This window comes from Alkalicoccobacillus porphyridii (assembly GCF_007293315.1).
Lineage (GTDB): Bacteria > Bacillota > Bacilli > Bacillales > Bacillaceae_D > Alkalicoccobacillus > Alkalicoccobacillus porphyridii.
This window is the reverse complement of sequence record NZ_VLXZ01000012.1, coordinates 39,397-55,047: the sequence shown is the minus strand read 5'-3', so window position 1 is coordinate 55,047 and position 15,651 is coordinate 39,397. Positions and strand designations below refer to the sequence as shown.

General features: G+C 41.0%; 19 protein-coding genes. 8 read left to right on the top strand and 11 right to left on the bottom strand.

Annotated elements, in window-relative coordinates:
• Positions 1–234: 234 nt before the first annotated feature.
• From FN960_RS16695 to FN960_RS16670, 6 genes are all read left to right on the top strand, one after another.
• Positions 235–573 carry a PadR family transcriptional regulator gene (locus tag FN960_RS16695; protein ID WP_143849999.1) on the top strand — a complete coding sequence of 113 codons (339 nt, stop codon included), beginning with the start codon at positions 235–237 and terminating at the stop codon, positions 571–573.
• On the top strand, positions 560–1,171 hold the full coding sequence (locus tag FN960_RS16690; protein ID WP_143849998.1) for a DUF2812 domain-containing protein: 612 nt from the start codon (positions 560–562) through the stop codon (positions 1,169–1,171). The genes FN960_RS16695 and FN960_RS16690 overlap by 14 nt, the downstream gene beginning before the upstream one ends.
• Positions 1,172–1,376: 205 nt before the next feature.
• Positions 1,377–2,246, top strand: a complete 870-nt coding sequence (locus FN960_RS16685) for an aminoglycoside 6-adenylyltransferase (RefSeq protein WP_143849997.1) — start codon at positions 1,377–1,379, stop codon at positions 2,244–2,246.
• A gap of 324 nt (positions 2,247–2,570) precedes the next feature.
• Complete coding sequence (locus FN960_RS16680; RefSeq protein ID WP_143849996.1) at positions 2,571–3,506, top strand: peptidoglycan recognition protein family protein; 936 nt, start codon at positions 2,571–2,573, stop codon at positions 3,504–3,506.
• Positions 3,507–3,785: 279 nt separating this feature from the next.
• On the top strand, positions 3,786–4,532 hold the full coding sequence (truA, locus tag FN960_RS16675) for a tRNA pseudouridine(38-40) synthase TruA (RefSeq protein WP_143849995.1): 747 nt from the start codon (positions 3,786–3,788) through the stop codon (positions 4,530–4,532).
• Between the two features lie 237 nt (positions 4,533–4,769).
• Positions 4,770–5,033 (top strand): DUF3221 domain-containing protein, encoded by a 264-nt coding sequence (locus FN960_RS16670; RefSeq protein ID WP_143849994.1) that lies wholly within the window; start codon positions 4,770–4,772, stop codon positions 5,031–5,033.
• A 14-nt stretch (positions 5,034–5,047) separates the two neighbouring features.
• Here FN960_RS16670 and FN960_RS16665 read toward each other — a convergent pair whose 3' ends face one another.
• The 11 genes from FN960_RS16665 to FN960_RS16625 all read right to left on the bottom strand — a co-directional run bounded on the left by FN960_RS16665 (position 5,048) and on the right by FN960_RS16625 (position 13,786).
• A complete protein-coding gene (locus tag FN960_RS16665) occupies positions 5,048–5,659 on the bottom strand; it encodes a response regulator (protein ID WP_143849993.1) in 612 nt (203 codons plus the stop codon).
• Positions 5,656–6,750, bottom strand: coding sequence for a sensor histidine kinase (locus FN960_RS16660; protein WP_143849992.1), 1,095 nt, complete (start codon positions 6,748–6,750; stop codon positions 5,656–5,658). Before FN960_RS16660 ends, FN960_RS16665 begins: the two co-directional genes overlap by 4 nt.
• A 32-nt stretch (positions 6,751–6,782) precedes the next feature.
• Positions 6,783–7,472, bottom strand: coding sequence for an ABC transporter permease (locus FN960_RS16655; RefSeq protein WP_143849991.1), 690 nt, complete (start codon positions 7,470–7,472; stop codon positions 6,783–6,785).
• A complete protein-coding gene (locus FN960_RS16650; RefSeq protein ID WP_143849990.1) occupies positions 7,469–8,197 on the bottom strand; it encodes an ABC transporter permease in 729 nt (242 codons plus the stop codon). The genes FN960_RS16655 and FN960_RS16650 overlap by 4 nt, the downstream gene beginning before the upstream one ends.
• Entirely contained in the window at positions 8,194–9,144 is a 951-nt protein-coding gene (locus FN960_RS16645; protein WP_143849989.1) for an ABC transporter ATP-binding protein, read from the bottom strand. Before FN960_RS16645 ends, FN960_RS16650 begins: the two co-directional genes overlap by 4 nt.
• 449 nt (positions 9,145–9,593) lie before the next feature.
• The gene (locus FN960_RS22905; protein ID WP_185971079.1) at positions 9,594–9,767 is read right to left on the bottom strand and encodes a hypothetical protein; all 174 of its coding nucleotides are present in this window, start codon (positions 9,765–9,767) and stop codon (positions 9,594–9,596) included.
• Between the two features lie 200 nt (positions 9,768–9,967).
• A complete protein-coding gene (locus FN960_RS16640; RefSeq protein ID WP_143849988.1) occupies positions 9,968–10,309 on the bottom strand; it encodes a YolD-like family protein in 342 nt (113 codons plus the stop codon).
• On the bottom strand, positions 10,306–11,541 hold the full coding sequence (locus FN960_RS16635; RefSeq protein ID WP_143849987.1) for a DNA polymerase IV: 1,236 nt from the start codon (positions 11,539–11,541) through the stop codon (positions 10,306–10,308). The genes FN960_RS16640 and FN960_RS16635 overlap by 4 nt, the downstream gene beginning before the upstream one ends.
• A gap of 107 nt (positions 11,542–11,648) precedes the next feature.
• Positions 11,649–11,801: a hypothetical protein gene (locus tag FN960_RS22900; RefSeq protein ID WP_185971078.1), complete on the bottom strand. Its 153-nt coding sequence runs from the start codon at positions 11,799–11,801 to the stop codon at positions 11,649–11,651.
• A gap of 64 nt (positions 11,802–11,865) precedes the next feature.
• Positions 11,866–13,224 (bottom strand): MATE family efflux transporter, encoded by a 1,359-nt coding sequence (locus tag FN960_RS16630; protein ID WP_143849986.1) that lies wholly within the window; start codon positions 13,222–13,224, stop codon positions 11,866–11,868.
• Between the two features lie 85 nt (positions 13,225–13,309).
• The gene (locus FN960_RS16625; RefSeq protein ID WP_143849985.1) at positions 13,310–13,786 is read right to left on the bottom strand and encodes a FixH family protein; all 477 of its coding nucleotides are present in this window, start codon (positions 13,784–13,786) and stop codon (positions 13,310–13,312) included.
• A gap of 163 nt (positions 13,787–13,949) precedes the next feature.
• On the opposite strand from FN960_RS16625, the gene FN960_RS16620 reads away from it, so the two are divergent.
• The gene (locus FN960_RS16620; RefSeq protein ID WP_143849984.1) at positions 13,950–14,258 is read left to right on the top strand and encodes a hypothetical protein; all 309 of its coding nucleotides are present in this window, start codon (positions 13,950–13,952) and stop codon (positions 14,256–14,258) included.
• A gap of 216 nt (positions 14,259–14,474) precedes the next feature.
• A complete protein-coding gene (locus FN960_RS16615; RefSeq protein ID WP_143849983.1) occupies positions 14,475–15,575 on the top strand; it encodes a mechanosensitive ion channel family protein in 1,101 nt (366 codons plus the stop codon).
• Positions 15,576–15,651: the final 76 nt, after the last annotated feature.

Here is a 15,651-nt window from a genome sequence, read left to right as displayed (position 1 = left end):
TTTCTTATCAGTAGCCTCGATAAAAAGGTTTATTGAGATAAAAGGGCATAGTCGGTTAGCTCAATACCTTCTCGCGGTAAGCATGCCCCCATTTTCGGGAGCGGCGTATATCCTAGCTTATCATTACTTTTAAACAATTCTTTATAAATAGTTAGCAAGCTGGGAAGGTGGTTGATTTATACAGTTAAACTGTATATACTAAAACTATTCAGTTGAACTGTATAAGGAGGAGCAATGAACCGAAACAAACATCTACCGTTAACGGAAACCGTTTATTATATCTTATTGTCTTTACTTGAACCACGTCATGGCTATCTCATTATGCAGCGTGTTGAGGAGTTGAGTAGGGGGCATGTGAGAATGGCGGCTGGTACTCTCTACGGGGCACTTGAGAATTTAATGAAGCTAGATTTTATTGTACTAATACCGAAACAAGATTCTCGCAGAAAAATATACATCATTACTGAGCAAGGAAAAGATATTTTAAGGCTTGAACAAGAGCGAATGACGTTTTTATTGGAGGTTTCGAAACAATTAGTAAAGGAGGATCCTAAGAATCATGAGGAGATTTAAATTCTTTTTAGATTTCTCAAAAGAAGAGCAATGGCTGAACAAGATGGCACAGAAGGGAAATCATCTTATGTATCATTCTTTTGGCTACAGATTTGAAAAAGGTGAGTCAAAAGATACGATATACAAAATTGATTATCGTCATTTTAAAAGTAAACAAGACTTTTCGGACTACGAAATACTTTTTGCTGATAGCGGTTGGTTGCGGTTACCTTGCCCGAGAAGAAATGGCCATCAATATTTCAAGCGAGTAAGTGAGGACGCGTCTTACGATATTTTTTCTGACCATGATTCAAAGGCAGCTCGATACAAGCGTATGGCTGATGTCTTTCTCCCTCAGTTTATGATATTTATGCCTGCAATCGTTGTGTTTTATATGACTGGAATCTTTAATAATTATTCATTAAACCCAATTGAATGGTATTTAACACCTGGACTTTGGGATATGACAGGGGTTAGGTTTTTGGCATCGTTTTTATTTGAGACACCCTTTGCCCTTATGCGTGGAGGACTTGTCTATCTCTTTGTGCTCTCGGGTGCTTTATCTGGTTACTGTTGGTGGAAAGCTCACCAGCTATATAAAAAGGAGGCTCAACTGTAAAACTACGTGTTTTAATAATTTGGAAGGACTTCGTATTTACATGTTGAAATGCTTAAGTAAGAATTCTTTAGATGAATAAGATGGGAGGCACCTAACTTGGGTAATGAGCACTTCATATAAACCTCTTTTCACTGGATCCGAGGACCTCCAAAGCCTCAGTGAATGTATGACTTACTACGAAAATAATCATAATGGAGGGCTTAGGATGAGGTCTGCACAAGAGATGCTAGAATTAATTTTAGAAACGGCCAAGGCGGATGAACGAATTAGAGCGGTGGGGATGAATGGGTCTCGTACAAATCCAAATGCCGCTAAAGATCCGTTTCAGGATTTTGATATAGTTTATGTTGTTACAGACGTTGCTGCATTTGTAGAGGATACTCGCTGGGTTGAGGTGTTTGGTGATCGGATCATTATGCAGATGCCCGAGGCGATTGAGCTAATGCCACCGAGGAAAGATGGGACATTTGCTTATCTGATGCTTTTTACTGATGGAAATCGAATCGATTTAACCTTGATTCCAGTCGATAGAAAAGAAACGTGGAACGGTGATGATAAGCTGTCAATTGTTTTACTTGATAAGGATAACGCTTTACCCAATTTACCTGAACCGACTGATGAGGATTATTGGGTAAAACGGCCAACAGAAAAACTATTTGATAATTGCTGCAATGAATTCTGGTGGGTTGCAACCTATGTAGCAAAGGGCTTATGGCGGAACGAGCCAACCTATGCGTATGATCATCTAACGATTATCAGGCAGATGCTTATACAGATGCTGGAGTGGAAAATTGGAATAGTAACAGATTTCAGCACAAGTGTAGGTAAAAATGGCAAGCATCTCGAGCGTTATTTACATGAGAATGAGTGGGGTAGGTTAGTTACCACGTACCCAAGTCTTCGTGCGGATGAGATGTGGGAGGCGCTTTTTCAGATGATAAGCTTATTCGAAGAGGTTTCTGAAAAGGTTGCTAAACATTTTGATTATAAGCAGGAAATTGTGGATGTAGAAAATGTGAAGACTTATCTTTTACACATCAAGAAGCTTTTTCCGGAAGCAAAGGAAATTTATTAAGTGAGAGCCCTGCATTTTTTCGGTGCAGGGCTTTTGAATATGTAAACGGTGGAATTGTAGGTAGGTACAGGTAAATGCTGTTAATAGTATTAAAAGATAAATGGATGAAGGTGACTATTAAAGATGGGGGAACTTCATAGTCTTTTATCATAATTGTGTGTTTGTTCTACTCGTATAGGAGCACTTAAATAATAGGGTGTGCATAATCTATTAATGAGCAGGTGCTTTTCATTTCTAAATGATCTAATAGTGGACTAGTTGTAGGCGAATGGTAGCAACGACGAAATCTAACTATTTACTATACGATGTAAGGAGACTAAAAAAATGAACATCAAAATGGATTTCTTGCCTGTGTCGGCTAGTAATCGTCCCGGTCGTTCATTAACACCAACTTATATTACTCAGCATGAAACAGGGAATACGCGAGCTGGTGCCGATGCTGAGGTGCACGCACGCTACATTAAAGGCGCAGATGCACGGTCGCGCTCCGTTTCATGGCATTATACCGTGGATGATAAGCAGATTATCCAGCATCTGCCGACAAACGAAGTGGCCTGGCATGCAGGTCCAAGTGGCAACAGCCAGTCTATCGGAATTGAGCTGTGTGTCAATTCCGATGGAGATTTTCAAAAAGCCAAGGAAAACGCAGCCTGGTTGATTCAACATTTGATGCAAAACTTAAAAATTCCATTATCAAGAGTCGTGACACACAAGCATTGGACAGGGAAAAACTGTCCAGCTAGACTGCTTAATGAATGGACAGAATTTAAGAACTTAATTGGAACGGTCTCATCCGGTCCAGTGACGGGTGGAGTAGAGGTTCCAGCACCAACGCCGACACCAACACCACAGCCGCCAAGACCAGTGACAAATCAGTTTATAGCCAATGCACAAACCTTTTTAAATAGTCGCAGTTATCCTTCTAAAGCATCGTTTGCTCCCTTAGTAGTAGATGGCATTGCTGGTCCTCGAACAACAAATGCTTTAGTACGAGTGTATCAATATTTCGCTAGCGTCAGCATTGACGGGATTTTCGGTCCAAGGAGCAAGCGAGCTGCCAATACGTTAAGACGTGGCTCCACTCATCAATGGTGGGTGCGACTCTTGCAATCAGCTTTAAATGTAAAGGGAGCAAGAATTGCGATTGATGGTAGTTTTGGGCCAGCCACAGAAAACGCGGTACGGTCATTTCAACGTAGTTCTCGAATTACAGTAGACGGAATTGCCGGACCAAATACGTGGGAGAAGTTATTGACTTAGTGAGGGTGATTTAGTAAGAGGGCGAAGGCGTTAGCATGAGGAATGGCTTGGAAACCAAAATGATCTTGAAGTTACCATGGTTGTGAAAGCTCGAGAATAGACGGAATGGTTGTTTGCCATTTTGTCTTTTTTTATTTAGTAATCAGTATGGAGTTATCTCATAGGGAGTTTTCCTTTCGTAGTTAATACAAGTTCCCACTCAACCAAATACATCTAATGATCCCAAGTGTGTTACTATTAAGCTTGATTCACACTTTGTACAGGTTGAAGGAGAGTTCTATGAATAACAATTTTAAATTAACCATTCAATATGATGGTACTCGATATAAAGGCTGGCAGCGTCTTGGTAAAGGTGAAAGCACCATTCAAGGTAAAATCGAGAATGTACTTACCGAGATGGCGGGAAAACCAATTGAGATTATTGGTAGTAGTCGAACGGATGCGGGCGTTCATGCTTTAGCTCAGATCGCTAATGTAAAGCTTGATCGTAAAGTGACGGCAGATGAGGTGCAGAACTACTTGAATCGTTATCTTCCTGAGGATATCAGTGTGGTAAAGGTTGATTCGGTTCACGATCGGTTTCATGCTCGCTATAATTCAGCGGATAAGACGTATGTTTATAAGATATGGAACAAAAGCTACTCACACCCTTTTTTACGTAAGCTAAGCATGCATGTAGATCAGCCTCTTGATCGTCAGCAAATGAAAAAGGCAAGCGCTTATTTTGTAGGGGAGCATGACTTCACTGCATTCTCGAATGCGAAGTCTAAGAAAAAATCTAATGTGCGGACTATTCGTTCGATTGATTTTGAAGAAAAGGACGGTTTCCTTGAGATCAGAATTAAAGGGGACGGATTCTTGTACAATATGGTGCGTAAGATTGTTGGTACGTTGATTAAAGTAGGTTTAGGTGAGATGAAAGCCGACGCTATCCCAGGGATTATTGAATCAAAAGAGCGTGAGCATGCTGGCTTTGCTGATGCTAGTGGTCTTTATCTTGAGAAGGTCGAGTTTAAATTAGATTAATCGAAAGTCAAGCGCTTCTGAGAAGAGGCGTTTTTTTGTTGGTTGTGGGACTGACATATTGTGAAAGTTACATTGATTTGAAGGCATAAAAAATAGATAGTCAATTTATGTAATATAATAAATGTTAATGGGGAGGTTATTATATTTGAAAAAACGATTCATTTATTTATTTCTGCTTACTTTCAGTTTGATTATACATGTAGGATGTACTGCAATGAGTGAACCTTCTTAAGTACGATGGAAGGTATATTGCTCAAGTCAAATAGTGGGGAAAATCTTATTATCAGTGACCATGGTACCATTACAATGAGTAACGAAACAGGAGAAGAAGAATTATTTGATGATTTAAAAAGTGGAGACAACATAGAAATCACACACGATGAGATTGCGGAAAGTTATCCTGCACAAACTGTAATATATAGTTGTGTACTGATAGAAAGAGGTAGTAAAGAAACCAAAGGATACATTAGATCAACTCCAAGAAATGGGCTGGACGTTTGATTTGACTGATTGAACTAGTCAGCTTCACTCTGTAAATAATAAATTGCAAGCTGTGTTCGGTCTCTTAGCTCTAGTTTGCCTAAAATGATTGAAAGATTGTTTCGCACAGTTCCTTCGCTTAAAAATAGTTGAGAAGCAATTTCTTTATTGGAAAGTCCTTTGGCAATCAGGTGTGAGATGGATTGTTCACGTTCTGTGAGTTCGGCAAGAACCTTCTCTTTTGGGCTGAGTAAGGTTTCGATCACACGTGGATCGAGAACAGAGCTTCCTGAGGCTAAACTTCTAATGCTGTGCGCCATTTGGGTGACATCCATTGATTTGATTAAATAGCCTTTGGCTCCAGCAGCAAGGGCTAGTCTGATATTCTGTTCATCGTGGAATGTTGTCAGCATCATGATGACCAGCTCTGGCTTGATCGACTTTAATTTTTTTGTAGCCTCAATGCCGTTCATGATAGGCATCTGGATATCCATCAACACTATTTGTACGTCATGGGTTTCACAGAAGGTTACTGCCTCAACACCATTTGCCGCAGTTCCGAGTACTTGAAGATCCGTCTCACGTGAGAGCAGAAGTTCAAGACTCTCACATACTAAAGAATCATCATCTACGATTAAAATGTTCATTGTAGCTGCTCCTTTTGAGAAATAGGTAATACACAAACAAGAAGAAAGCCTTCTCGCTTGTCAGTAGAGATACTACCACCAAAAGCACGTGCTCGCTGTCTCAGGTTACGGATGCCGGTCCCGCTGGAATGCTGTTCATTAAATAATCCATCATTATGGATTCGTAGTCGAGTAATCTGATCGGTGATATCTAGTTCAACAGCAATGGCTGTTACATTAGAGCCGTGCCGAGAGATATTTGTTAAGCTCTCCTTTAAGCAAGATTCTAAGAATACTAATTGATAGGCTGGAATCGTCTCAGGCTGACCAGAGATATGTATGTGCACAGGAGCACCATCAAACTGCCTGCAAATCGTTTTCAGACGTTCCTTGGCATCTGTTATGACTGGCTTTAAATTATGCGATGTATCTCTGAGCTGTCGCGCAGCTTCGGCTAAACGCTCCTGGGCTTTATCAAACATCTGCTCGGCACTTGGGCTGTTTTCCTTGTTAAGCTGTTCATATGCCTGGAACGCCAGCCTGGCTCCGGTTACTTCATGGCCAACGTGATCATGAAGCTCCTGAGCAATTCGATTGCGCTCTTGTAACTCGGCAAACTGAACGGATCGTTTTGTGGCTTCGAGCAGCGTTTGATTAAATGCTTCGAGCTCATACTTCTCTTGTCGTTCGAGGTCCATTTTCCTCTGTGCAGTATGGCTTTGACTCTTCCAAGCATACACGCACCAACCAGCAAATGCGCTAAACCCTACAAGAATGATTGTTTGTACGTGTATTGGATAATAAGCCAAAACAAAAACAGCTGCCAGTAAGTAGAGTGGTTTCCCTCGTATAATTAATTCAAATACAATGAGAATGAGACCAATGGAGGCCCATTCCCAATGTGGGATAAATAAAAAGCAAATTAATCCATCAAAAAGAAGCGTCCAAGTGGGTAGCTTAAATCGCCAGCGCAGCCCAAGGAGGATAACGAGTAACATCAGAAAGAAAAAACCAGCTAAATCTGATCTGACTCCATACCAATAACCTACTATGATACATAGACAGCTCATTCGGCCAATCCATTCTGCTCCTAGATACGTGAGATTACCCACAGTACCCACCTCCTTAAAACCCTTCTTATTATCTATACAATCCTCCGCTTACTCCCTATTAGCAAAAACAACACAGCATATAATAACAGAATGGAAAGAGGAAGAAGGAAATCTATGAATGAAGCCTGAGTCACAATGACGTTTATAGCTTCATTATACCAATAAGTAGGTAGGAAAAAGGCTATTTTTTCGACGCTGTCTGGCATGATCTCCATCGGCAGCATAATGCCACTAAGTAAAGCCATGAGTACAACGAGTGCCATGTAAACTAAAAAGGATGTTTCTTTACTCCTGTATAGGGAAACCCACGCTAAAGCCATGGACAAAGAAGTGAAAGCAAACATGACATACAAGATGAAAAGACGGGTAGCATGATAAAGCTCATGACCGTATAAAAGCCCGCCAATAATCATGATTATAATTTGGATAAGGAGCAGAATTGTAAAAGCGAACACGTTTTGAGACAAATATGATAGATAGGTAATAGGTGCGATTGCAATTCGTTTGATGATTCCTTTCTGGCGATCCTCTAGTAGAATAACGGCTAGACGAACAGATACAAATAGAAGGACTACACTAAAATAATGATACCCGTAAGGAAGACGCATCCATGACTCTGGATCATAGGGTAGAAAGATTAATGCGATGGGTAGTGCAGCCAAACAAAGAAGATTCGTTTTGCTTGAGAAGCTACGTTTTAATGCAAACCTAAAAACCATCATTGGATTTTCTTCCTTCCTAATGTAACCATGATAAGGAAGCATACAATGATCGCTGCTGTTAAAGTAAACAGAGCGATTTGAACCTCAGAAGAATTGCCGTCATTCATCCTTTCAAAGATAGCAGTCTGGGCAAGTGATAGGGGATTTCCGTATGTGCCCATAAAATTAAAAAATGTATTATCAGGCAGCGAAAAAAACATCCCCGCTAGAATAATAGAACCTACCCCAAAAACCTCTGTTAATCGTTCTGCTATTTTGAAGTTTGGGGAGATCAGAGCACATATTGTACACACTAAGCTTGAAATGACGGAGAGTAAGGCAATAACTAACAAGGCCCAAAAGAAGCTACCCCAATCTACACCAAAAGCAAAATGAGTAATAAATACAATGACCATTCCCTGTAGTATTGAAAATATTGTACCGGCTAGTAAAACAGAGAATGCATAAAGTGCAGTGTTGATCGGAAGGGATTTTAAACGCCATTTCCGATCGGAGAAAAGATCCTCTTGGATGTAGCCCATTGGAAAGCTTCCTCCGAATAGCTGAAAAGCAAGCACCATACTAATAGCTGTTGTTTCAATGATACGTACACCCTCAGACTCCATATCAACCAGAATAAGACTAAAGACAAAAATTAGAAGTATCGGTAAAACAAATAACAGTAGTAGCCCTATATAATCGCGACTTATTCGGATACCTGTATATTTAATTGTAGGTAATATCATTCATGATACTCCTCTCCATCCCGCAAATGTTTACCAGTTAAGGTGAGGAAAACATCTTCAAGAGTTGGCTTTTCAGCGCTTATAGACAAGACGCCGCCTGCTTCTTTTGCAAGGGTGAGTGTACGATCCAGGTTACCCGCCCCAAGTCGAGAGATGATTTGTAAGTTATTTCCCTCGCTAATTACTTGTTTCACTCCTTCTAGCTGCTGGAGCTTTGAGAGGAGATCCCCAGACGCAGCTGCAACCTCTAGATTAATTTTTTCTTCATGCTGAATGGTAGCAATTAAGTCTTTAATCGTTCCTTCTGTAATGATGTGTCCTTGGTCCATAATAACAACCCGTGAGGCAATTGCCTGCAGTTCCTCCATGTAATGCGTCGAATACAAAATTGTTGTACCTTGCTTCTGTAGCTTTCTCACGGCCTCAAGAATATGATTTCTAGACTGTGGATCAATGCCTACGGTTGGTTCATCCATAATCAGAAGCTTTGGTTGATGAATCAGTGAACAAGCAATATTGAGGCGTCGTTTCATCCCCCCAGAAAATGTTTTTGGTTGTTTTTTTGCTTGTGACTGCAAGCCAACAAAATCCAGGGCATCTTCAATTCGCTGTTGCAAGGTCTCTCCTCTTAACCCGTATAATCCACCAAAAAAAGTAAGGTTTTCTTTGGCCGTTAGTTCTTCAAATATTGTTAATTCCTGAGTAACCAGCCCAATTCTCTCTTTAATATTTGTTAGGTTTCCTGTTAGCTCTTTTCCAAATAAATGAATGGTTCCAGCATCTATGGTAACTAGTCCACATAGAGCATGGATCAAAGTTGTTTTTCCAGCTCCATTTGGTCCAAGCAAGCCCACGATTTCACCCTCTTTGATAGTAAGCTCTGCATGGTCAAGCACACGTTCATTTCCATATCGTTTGATTAGACCTTTACTTTCAACAATAAGCATAATAAACCCCCTGTTACTATGATTACATTTATTATCATGTAATTGATGTAGAGCGTGTAGTTACATTTGTCACAATAATTTATGAGTAAAGAGGGAGAGAAGAAAGGGGAACGTGGCCTTATCAAGAAGCAAGGCAAGGAATCAAGACGGATTGGGAGTTGCCAAGAAGTAGAAAGTCTTACCAGGAAGCGGAGAAGGGAGATCAAGAAGGATTAGGAATTGCAAAGAGGTAGACAGCCTTATCAAGAAGGATTTGTATAGAAACCAAGGCCGATTTGATTTTAGCAAGAGCGTGAGATCGTTATTAAGAAAGCCTCAACTATTATCAAGAGGACTGCCTGTTTTAGCAAGACGTCAAGGTCGAAGCCACTTTAGATGCCATTCGGTGTAAAAATGTTCAAAGATATTTCTCTTTTTTTTAATATCTTCTAAATAAAAAAACAAGCAATCTAAGAATTGCTTGTTTCTATTTTATGAACGGACCATGTATGGGACTCTGTGGAATTAGCATTAAGTTTTTTCATTAAACGTTCTGCGTCACCTAGGGACAAAAATGTTTTGTTCTGTTGGCTGCTTGAATCTTTTAATGTTTTCCCTTGAGCTGTACAAATAAGTGTGTACATTCGGGTCAACTCCTTAGTACGATTCAGCCATGGTAAAGCTGTCCTTTTATTGTCTCATAGCTATCACTAAATAGATAGGGGGTGCGCGAACGGTTTCACTTTAAATACGCGTGAAAGGATGCGAGGCTGGAGATAGGGGAATTATGTAAATCAATGAGTAAGGAAAAAGAAGTGGGTACCAAAGCGTATCCACTTCTTATTTAAATTCGCTCAATGCTTTTAAGCTTCTGAATCTCCACGGTAACGATACTTTCTGGACCTTCTCGAAAGGAGACTTGTTTTGACTGTTCATTCACCCGTTCAACCACAGCGATTAGCTTTTTATAGTAGCCGTCCTCCCAATACTCGACATGAATGGGCAAAGAATAGGAAAGCGACTCCATCGCTACGATACCAAGCTCTTCTAGTTCTTGCTCATCAAGCAAAGGGGGATTGACTCGTTTTTCATACTCGTTCTGAGCTCGGATGGCTTGTTTGTGCTCTGGGAGCATCATACGGCTACCTTCCCATAATAAATTCTCTCGTCTTAAATAATCGCTCATTTGTAATGCCCTCCAATTTTAGCAGCGCGTTCTCTTGCCTGACCGGCGGGAAGAAGAGAGGAAGCGCGTAACACAGCCGTTTTGCCATACCGTTCCCTAATCAGATCCATTGTTTTTCCGAGCTCGCGATCCTCCTGCTGCTGCTGATAATCAAACAAGTCCAATTGAACAGCCTCGTCACTTGAGAGGCTTGAAAGAGAGACATTGATTCTGCGTACAGGCAGTCCATCCCAAAACTGATCAAGCAGTTGACAAGCGTACTTATATAAGGTGGGAGCAGAGTTGGTTTCATAAGGCATCTTGTACTGTCTGTGGAATCCTGTATGCATTTCGTAGCTTGCTCCTGATACACCAAGAGTGACTGTAAATCCTTGTACGTGATTTCGCCTTGCGCGGTGACAAACCTCCTCACATAATTCAAGAATAACCACATGGATGTCTTCTAAAGAGGCATAATCATAAGGCAGGGTCATGCCATGTCCTATTGCCTTTTGGCCTTCATGTGTAGAGAGCTTTACTGGTGAGTAGTCAACACCCTGGGCACTCATCCAAAGCACCTGACCGTGAATGCCCCATCTCTTTTTGAAAAAATCAACCTTTGTTTGAGCGAGCTGGCCTATTGTGCGAATACCCCGGTTATAGAGATGCTCCTTCATTCGATGACCTACACCAAATAAATTCTCCACGGGTAGCGGCCACAGAGTATCCTTTAGCTGATCAGCACGTAACTCAAAAATCCCGTCTTCTTTTTTCTTCGCAAAGTTGTCACACGCTAGCTTGGCGAGGATTTTATTCTCACCAATGCCTACTCTGGCTCTCACGCGGAATTTATTCCAAATTTGTTGTTGTACTTGCTTAGCCATTTCAATAGGCGTGCCGAACAGCCGCTGCGAATGGGTGACATCCATGAACTGCTCGTCAATAGAATAAGGCTCCACTAAATCAGTGAAGGCTTTTAAAATTGAAGTAATCTCCATTGACGCATGAATGTAGTCTTGCATATGTGGAGGAACAATAATAAGGTGGGCACATTTTTGCTGTGCTTCCCACAGGCGTTCAGCATTCTTAACACCATAGTGCTTCGCTTCTTTAGAGGCAGCTAAAATCACACCACTGCGACGATTTGGATCGCCTGATACCACAAGCGGTTTTCCTTTATATTGGGGGCTTCTAGCTACTTCAATCGATGCGTAAAAGCTCTCCATATCCACTAAAAAAATTGTCTGGCTCATTTGTTTCACCTCTTGGCGAATATATGTTCTTATTATATGCGAATATATGTTCTTATTACAACTAGAAAAAAGAACCAATTTCTGGTTCTTTAGAATGGATCCTTGATTCAGTCTTTATGACGCCTGCGAGATAGGTAAATAAGTAAAGCGCCGGCAATCATAACCATAATACCGATGGAAACAGCTGTAAGGATTACAGGTAGGTTGCTTGTAGCGGGACGACCAGCTGCAAGCAGGAGCGATTGTAGCCAATGGCTCAAAGCAAAAGTCTCCTCTCATAAACGAAAGTATAGTATCACTATGTCCAGCTTGAGAAGCATTCATTCATGAGCGTAGAGAGGAGAAGCGTCGATTAATATAATATAATCGAATCCAAAAGCCAATCGCAGCGCTGGTTAATCCGATAATAATGCCAATCCAAAAACCAAAAGGTCCTAAATTGGTTTGAGTAGCTAGCCAATAACCAGAAGGAATCCCGATGCCCCAGTAGGAAATCAATGCAATCACAAAGGGAACTGTAGCGTCCTTATACCCACGCAGCACACCTTGCAGAGTAGCTTGGGCCGCATCAGAAAGCTGATAAAAGATCGCAAAAAGGAAAAAGCTCATTGCCAAAGCCACGACATCGGGATGGTCTGTATACAAATAGGCAACAGGTTCTCTTAAGAAGTATAAGAAGACAGAAGCAATGGTGATAATCAGCATGGATAAGGCGATGCCCATCCAGCTGTATTGCTTCGCATCCTTTACACGTCCAGCCCCCATTTCATATGCCACCACAATGGTTAAAGCCATGGACATACTGAGAGGGATCATAAACAATAAGGATGAGAAATTTAAAGCGGCCTGGTGAGCTGCAATAATGTCTGTTGTGAACATTCGGCTCACTAGCAGTGTCACAAACGAAAAAATACTGGCTTCAAAAAAGATGGACAGACCCATCGGCAATCCCAAAGCTAATTGAGCCTTCCATGCGCTAAGCGAGGGACGGATCCAGTGTGAAAACAAACGATAAGCACGGATGGATGGAATTCGTTTTGTCATCAGTAAACTAAGACCAAAGATGATCCAATAGGTTAATCCTGTCGCATAACCAGCGCCAATTCCACCGAGTCTTGGGAAGCCAAAGGAACCAAAAATCAACAGATAATTTAAGAATGCGCTAATCGGAAGGGTAATTAATAAGATGACCATTGTAATGCGTGTGTAACCTTGGGCATCAAAGAAAAAACGCAGAACATTAGAAGCGAACAATGGGACTAATCCAATCGAGAGACCGATAAGATAGTGCTTGGCAATGTAAGCTACTTCAGCTTCTAGCTGCATTAATGAGAGTATGGAAGGAAGAAACAAGACCCCAGCAACATACACAACAACTGCAAGGACAACAGACAAATAGAGAGCCTGCAGAACAGACCGTGAAATCTCTTGCTTTTCACCTTTTCCAAGAAGATGACCAATAATTGGGGTGACAGCCATGAGAATGCCGTTAAACCCGGTCAAAATCGGTGCCCAAAGACTTGAACCTACTGCGACCCCGGCAAGATCTGTTGTGCCTGCTCGGCCAGACATCATCGTATCAATTACATTCATGGCATGGTAACTGATTTGTGTAACAAGAATTGGCCAAAGAATAATACTGTATAATTTTATTTTTTCTAAAAGTGAATGAGTAGGGTACATAGATTAGCTCCAATAGCGCAAACGAAAAACGTCACGAGTGACCGTAACGTTTTTTGTCGCAATCAAGTGATTATTATACATTCATTCAGGAGTCAGCGTCTTGCTCGTCCTCTAGCTCCTGTTGCGAGGCTTGTTCTGCTGCCTCAAGCTCTGTTTCTGAAACATCGCCAGCAATAATTCGCTGTGTAGGCATGACCTGGCTTCCCGCTGCTGTCACGTTTGCTTGGACATGATAAATGCCGTCTTCCTCAAACGACGTTTCTAGTGTATATACTCCACTGTCAGTCTCCTCAGCTGCAGTGATGATACCTGAATCACGATCCCCATTGCGCCATATTTCAAAGTCGACCTCACTTGCATCCGTTACGACCTCACTTCCATAGGTGAGACGCACAGAAAGCTTAACGGGATCAAATAGTGCCGTTTCAGTAGGCGCACTTAAGTCGGCCTGAAGTATCTCCACTGTATCAGCCTGCTGCTGATCTGATTGATTCTGCCCCATCGCGCAGCTTGCAATCATGAAAAGAGCAACAATAGAGAATACTATGAGTCCTTTTTTCATGATACACACCTTTCCTACCTTCTATAGTGAAATTCAGCAATGTGAATGTGTAGATAAAATATAATCTTACATACTTTATTTTATCATAGAGTGTAGGCTTTTTTAAACAATGTATAAAATCCATTCCAGAACACACGCTAATCAAAAAAAGGCGGTGGCTAAAATGTTTAAACGAAAGAAGCAACATCATACAAGCTACCTATTAGGCGGCGCAGCTGGAGGATTTATTCTTGGCATAGGAATGTATGCGTTAACAAGTTCAAAGGCCATTAAGAAAACAAATAATCATACCGCGTCAGATCGGAAAAATCATATGACGGAAACAATGGTTGAAGCTGGTGATGACATTGTGGATGGTATGAAAGAGGTTGTAAATGCCGCTATAAACGAACCTACCAAAAAGAAGAAAGAAGCTAAAGAGCCAGAACTCGCAAAAATTATTCAAAAATCCCTTGATCATGATCCATTTTAATTACGGCGCACCCATAAAGACGGAACGAAATCGATTATTCATCCAAACAAGCTAGTCAGGCGACAAGGTGGAACAGCCTTGTTGCTGTTTTTGTTTTATGAAAAGGGGAAAAAAGTAGGGAGTTGTCGAAATGAAATGGTTTTTGGTTGAAAGCTTTGGCTTGATCAAGGTATCCTGTTGAGAAGAAACCTGTAACAGCACGAGAGAGGGGTTACTATGGAGCTGTGGAACAATTTTGTTGATAAGGTAGTGAATTTAGATTGGATTAACATAGGGATATCCATTGCGATCTTTCTAGTATTTCTAGTATTCCGCAAACTTTTTACCACATATTTTAATAGAATCATTCTGAGGCTTTCAAAGCGAGCCTCTAATCGAGTAATCATGAATATCCTTAGATCCTATGAGAAGCCTTTAAGGCTACTTTGGGCAGTCATTGGAACGTATTTGGCATTCCAATATTTAAATTATTGGAACATAACAGATGAACCTTTTGTAAGCAATCTGTATCGTTCATTTATTATCTTTGTTATTGGCTGGGGATTGTTTAATTACACGTCCAATCATTCCACTGTCATCTACCGCTTTGCACAGAAAGCAGAGCTTGAAGAAGAAAGCATGCTCATTCCATTTTTATCAAAAATTCTGCGCTTTTTAGTTGTTGCGGTAACGCTGGTCATTATTTTAGATAACTGGAATTTTGATATCAGTACCTTTGTAGCAGGTCTTGGGATTGGTGGATTAGCCTTTGCCTTAGCAGCTCAGGACAGCATTGGTAACTTTTTTGGTGGGATCATTATTATTACCGAACGGCCATTCAAAAAAGGAGATTGGATTGAAACACCTACAGTGGAGGGTGCAGTCGAGGATATTACCTTCCGTAGCACAAAGATTAGGACATTCTCAGACACACTTGTCATCATTCCAAACTCAACTCTTGCCAATGAGGCCATTACAAACTGGACTGAAATGGAACGCAGAAGAGTGTACTTCAGTCTGGGCATTAGACATTCAACGTCTAGTCAGAAGCTACAGCTCCTGAGAGATCGTATTGAAACCGAGCTGCAAACTTTTAAAGGGATAGCGGATGATACAGTTATTGTTCGGTTTGAAGAGTTCACAGAGACTGGGTATAACTTAATGGTCACCTATTTTACAGAAACGAATCAATGGGGCCCATTTATGGAAATCCGTGAGGAAGCTCATTTCGGCATTTTACGAATTCTTGAGGAAGAAGGAATTCATATCTCCACCCAAGCAAATCTGATGCTAACGGAGGATCAGGGACTAGTCGTAAGTACTGATAATGAGGAATAATATGGATGTTGAAGAGGCGACCTGTACTCAAAGGTCGCTTTTTCTATGACTGTAGGACTATTTCTAAGAAAAGGCA

What these genes read in the sequence shown, in the direction of transcription:
- FN960_RS16695 (WP_143849999.1), top strand. Translation starts at nt 235, where the DNA reads ATGAACCGAAACAAACATCTACCGTTAACGGAAACCGTTTATTATATC.
- FN960_RS16690 (WP_143849998.1), top strand. Translation starts at nt 560, where the DNA reads ATGAGGAGATTTAAATTCTTTTTAGATTTCTCAAAAGAAGAGCAATGG.
- FN960_RS16685 (WP_143849997.1), top strand. Translation starts at nt 1,377, where the DNA reads ATGAGGTCTGCACAAGAGATGCTAGAATTAATTTTAGAAACGGCCAAG.
- FN960_RS16680 (WP_143849996.1), top strand. Translation starts at nt 2,571, where the DNA reads ATGAACATCAAAATGGATTTCTTGCCTGTGTCGGCTAGTAATCGTCCC.
- truA (WP_143849995.1), top strand. Translation starts at nt 3,786, where the DNA reads ATGAATAACAATTTTAAATTAACCATTCAATATGATGGTACTCGATAT.
- FN960_RS16670 (WP_143849994.1), top strand. Translation starts at nt 4,770, where the DNA reads ATGGAAGGTATATTGCTCAAGTCAAATAGTGGGGAAAATCTTATTATC.
- FN960_RS16665 (WP_143849993.1), bottom strand. Translation starts at nt 5,659, where the DNA reads ATGAACATTTTAATCGTAGATGATGATTCTTTAGTATGTGAGAGTCTT.
- FN960_RS16655 (WP_143849991.1), bottom strand. Translation starts at nt 7,472, where the DNA reads ATGATGGTTTTTAGGTTTGCATTAAAACGTAGCTTCTCAAGCAAAACG.
- FN960_RS16650 (WP_143849990.1), bottom strand. Translation starts at nt 8,197, where the DNA reads ATGATATTACCTACAATTAAATATACAGGTATCCGAATAAGTCGCGAT.
- FN960_RS16645 (WP_143849989.1), bottom strand. Translation starts at nt 9,144, where the DNA reads ATGCTTATTGTTGAAAGTAAAGGTCTAATCAAACGATATGGAAATGAA.
- FN960_RS22905 (WP_185971079.1), bottom strand. Translation starts at nt 9,767, where the DNA reads ATGTACACACTTATTTGTACAGCTCAAGGGAAAACATTAAAAGATTCA.
- FN960_RS16640 (WP_143849988.1), bottom strand. Translation starts at nt 10,309, where the DNA reads ATGAGCGATTATTTAAGACGAGAGAATTTATTATGGGAAGGTAGCCGT.
- FN960_RS16635 (WP_143849987.1), bottom strand. Translation starts at nt 11,541, where the DNA reads ATGAGCCAGACAATTTTTTTAGTGGATATGGAGAGCTTTTACGCATCG.
- FN960_RS16630 (WP_143849986.1), bottom strand. Translation starts at nt 13,224, where the DNA reads ATGTACCCTACTCATTCACTTTTAGAAAAAATAAAATTATACAGTATT.
- FN960_RS16625 (WP_143849985.1), bottom strand. Translation starts at nt 13,786, where the DNA reads ATGAAAAAAGGACTCATAGTATTCTCTATTGTTGCTCTTTTCATGATT.
- FN960_RS16620 (WP_143849984.1), top strand. Translation starts at nt 13,950, where the DNA reads ATGTTTAAACGAAAGAAGCAACATCATACAAGCTACCTATTAGGCGGC.
- FN960_RS16615 (WP_143849983.1), top strand. Translation starts at nt 14,475, where the DNA reads ATGGAGCTGTGGAACAATTTTGTTGATAAGGTAGTGAATTTAGATTGG.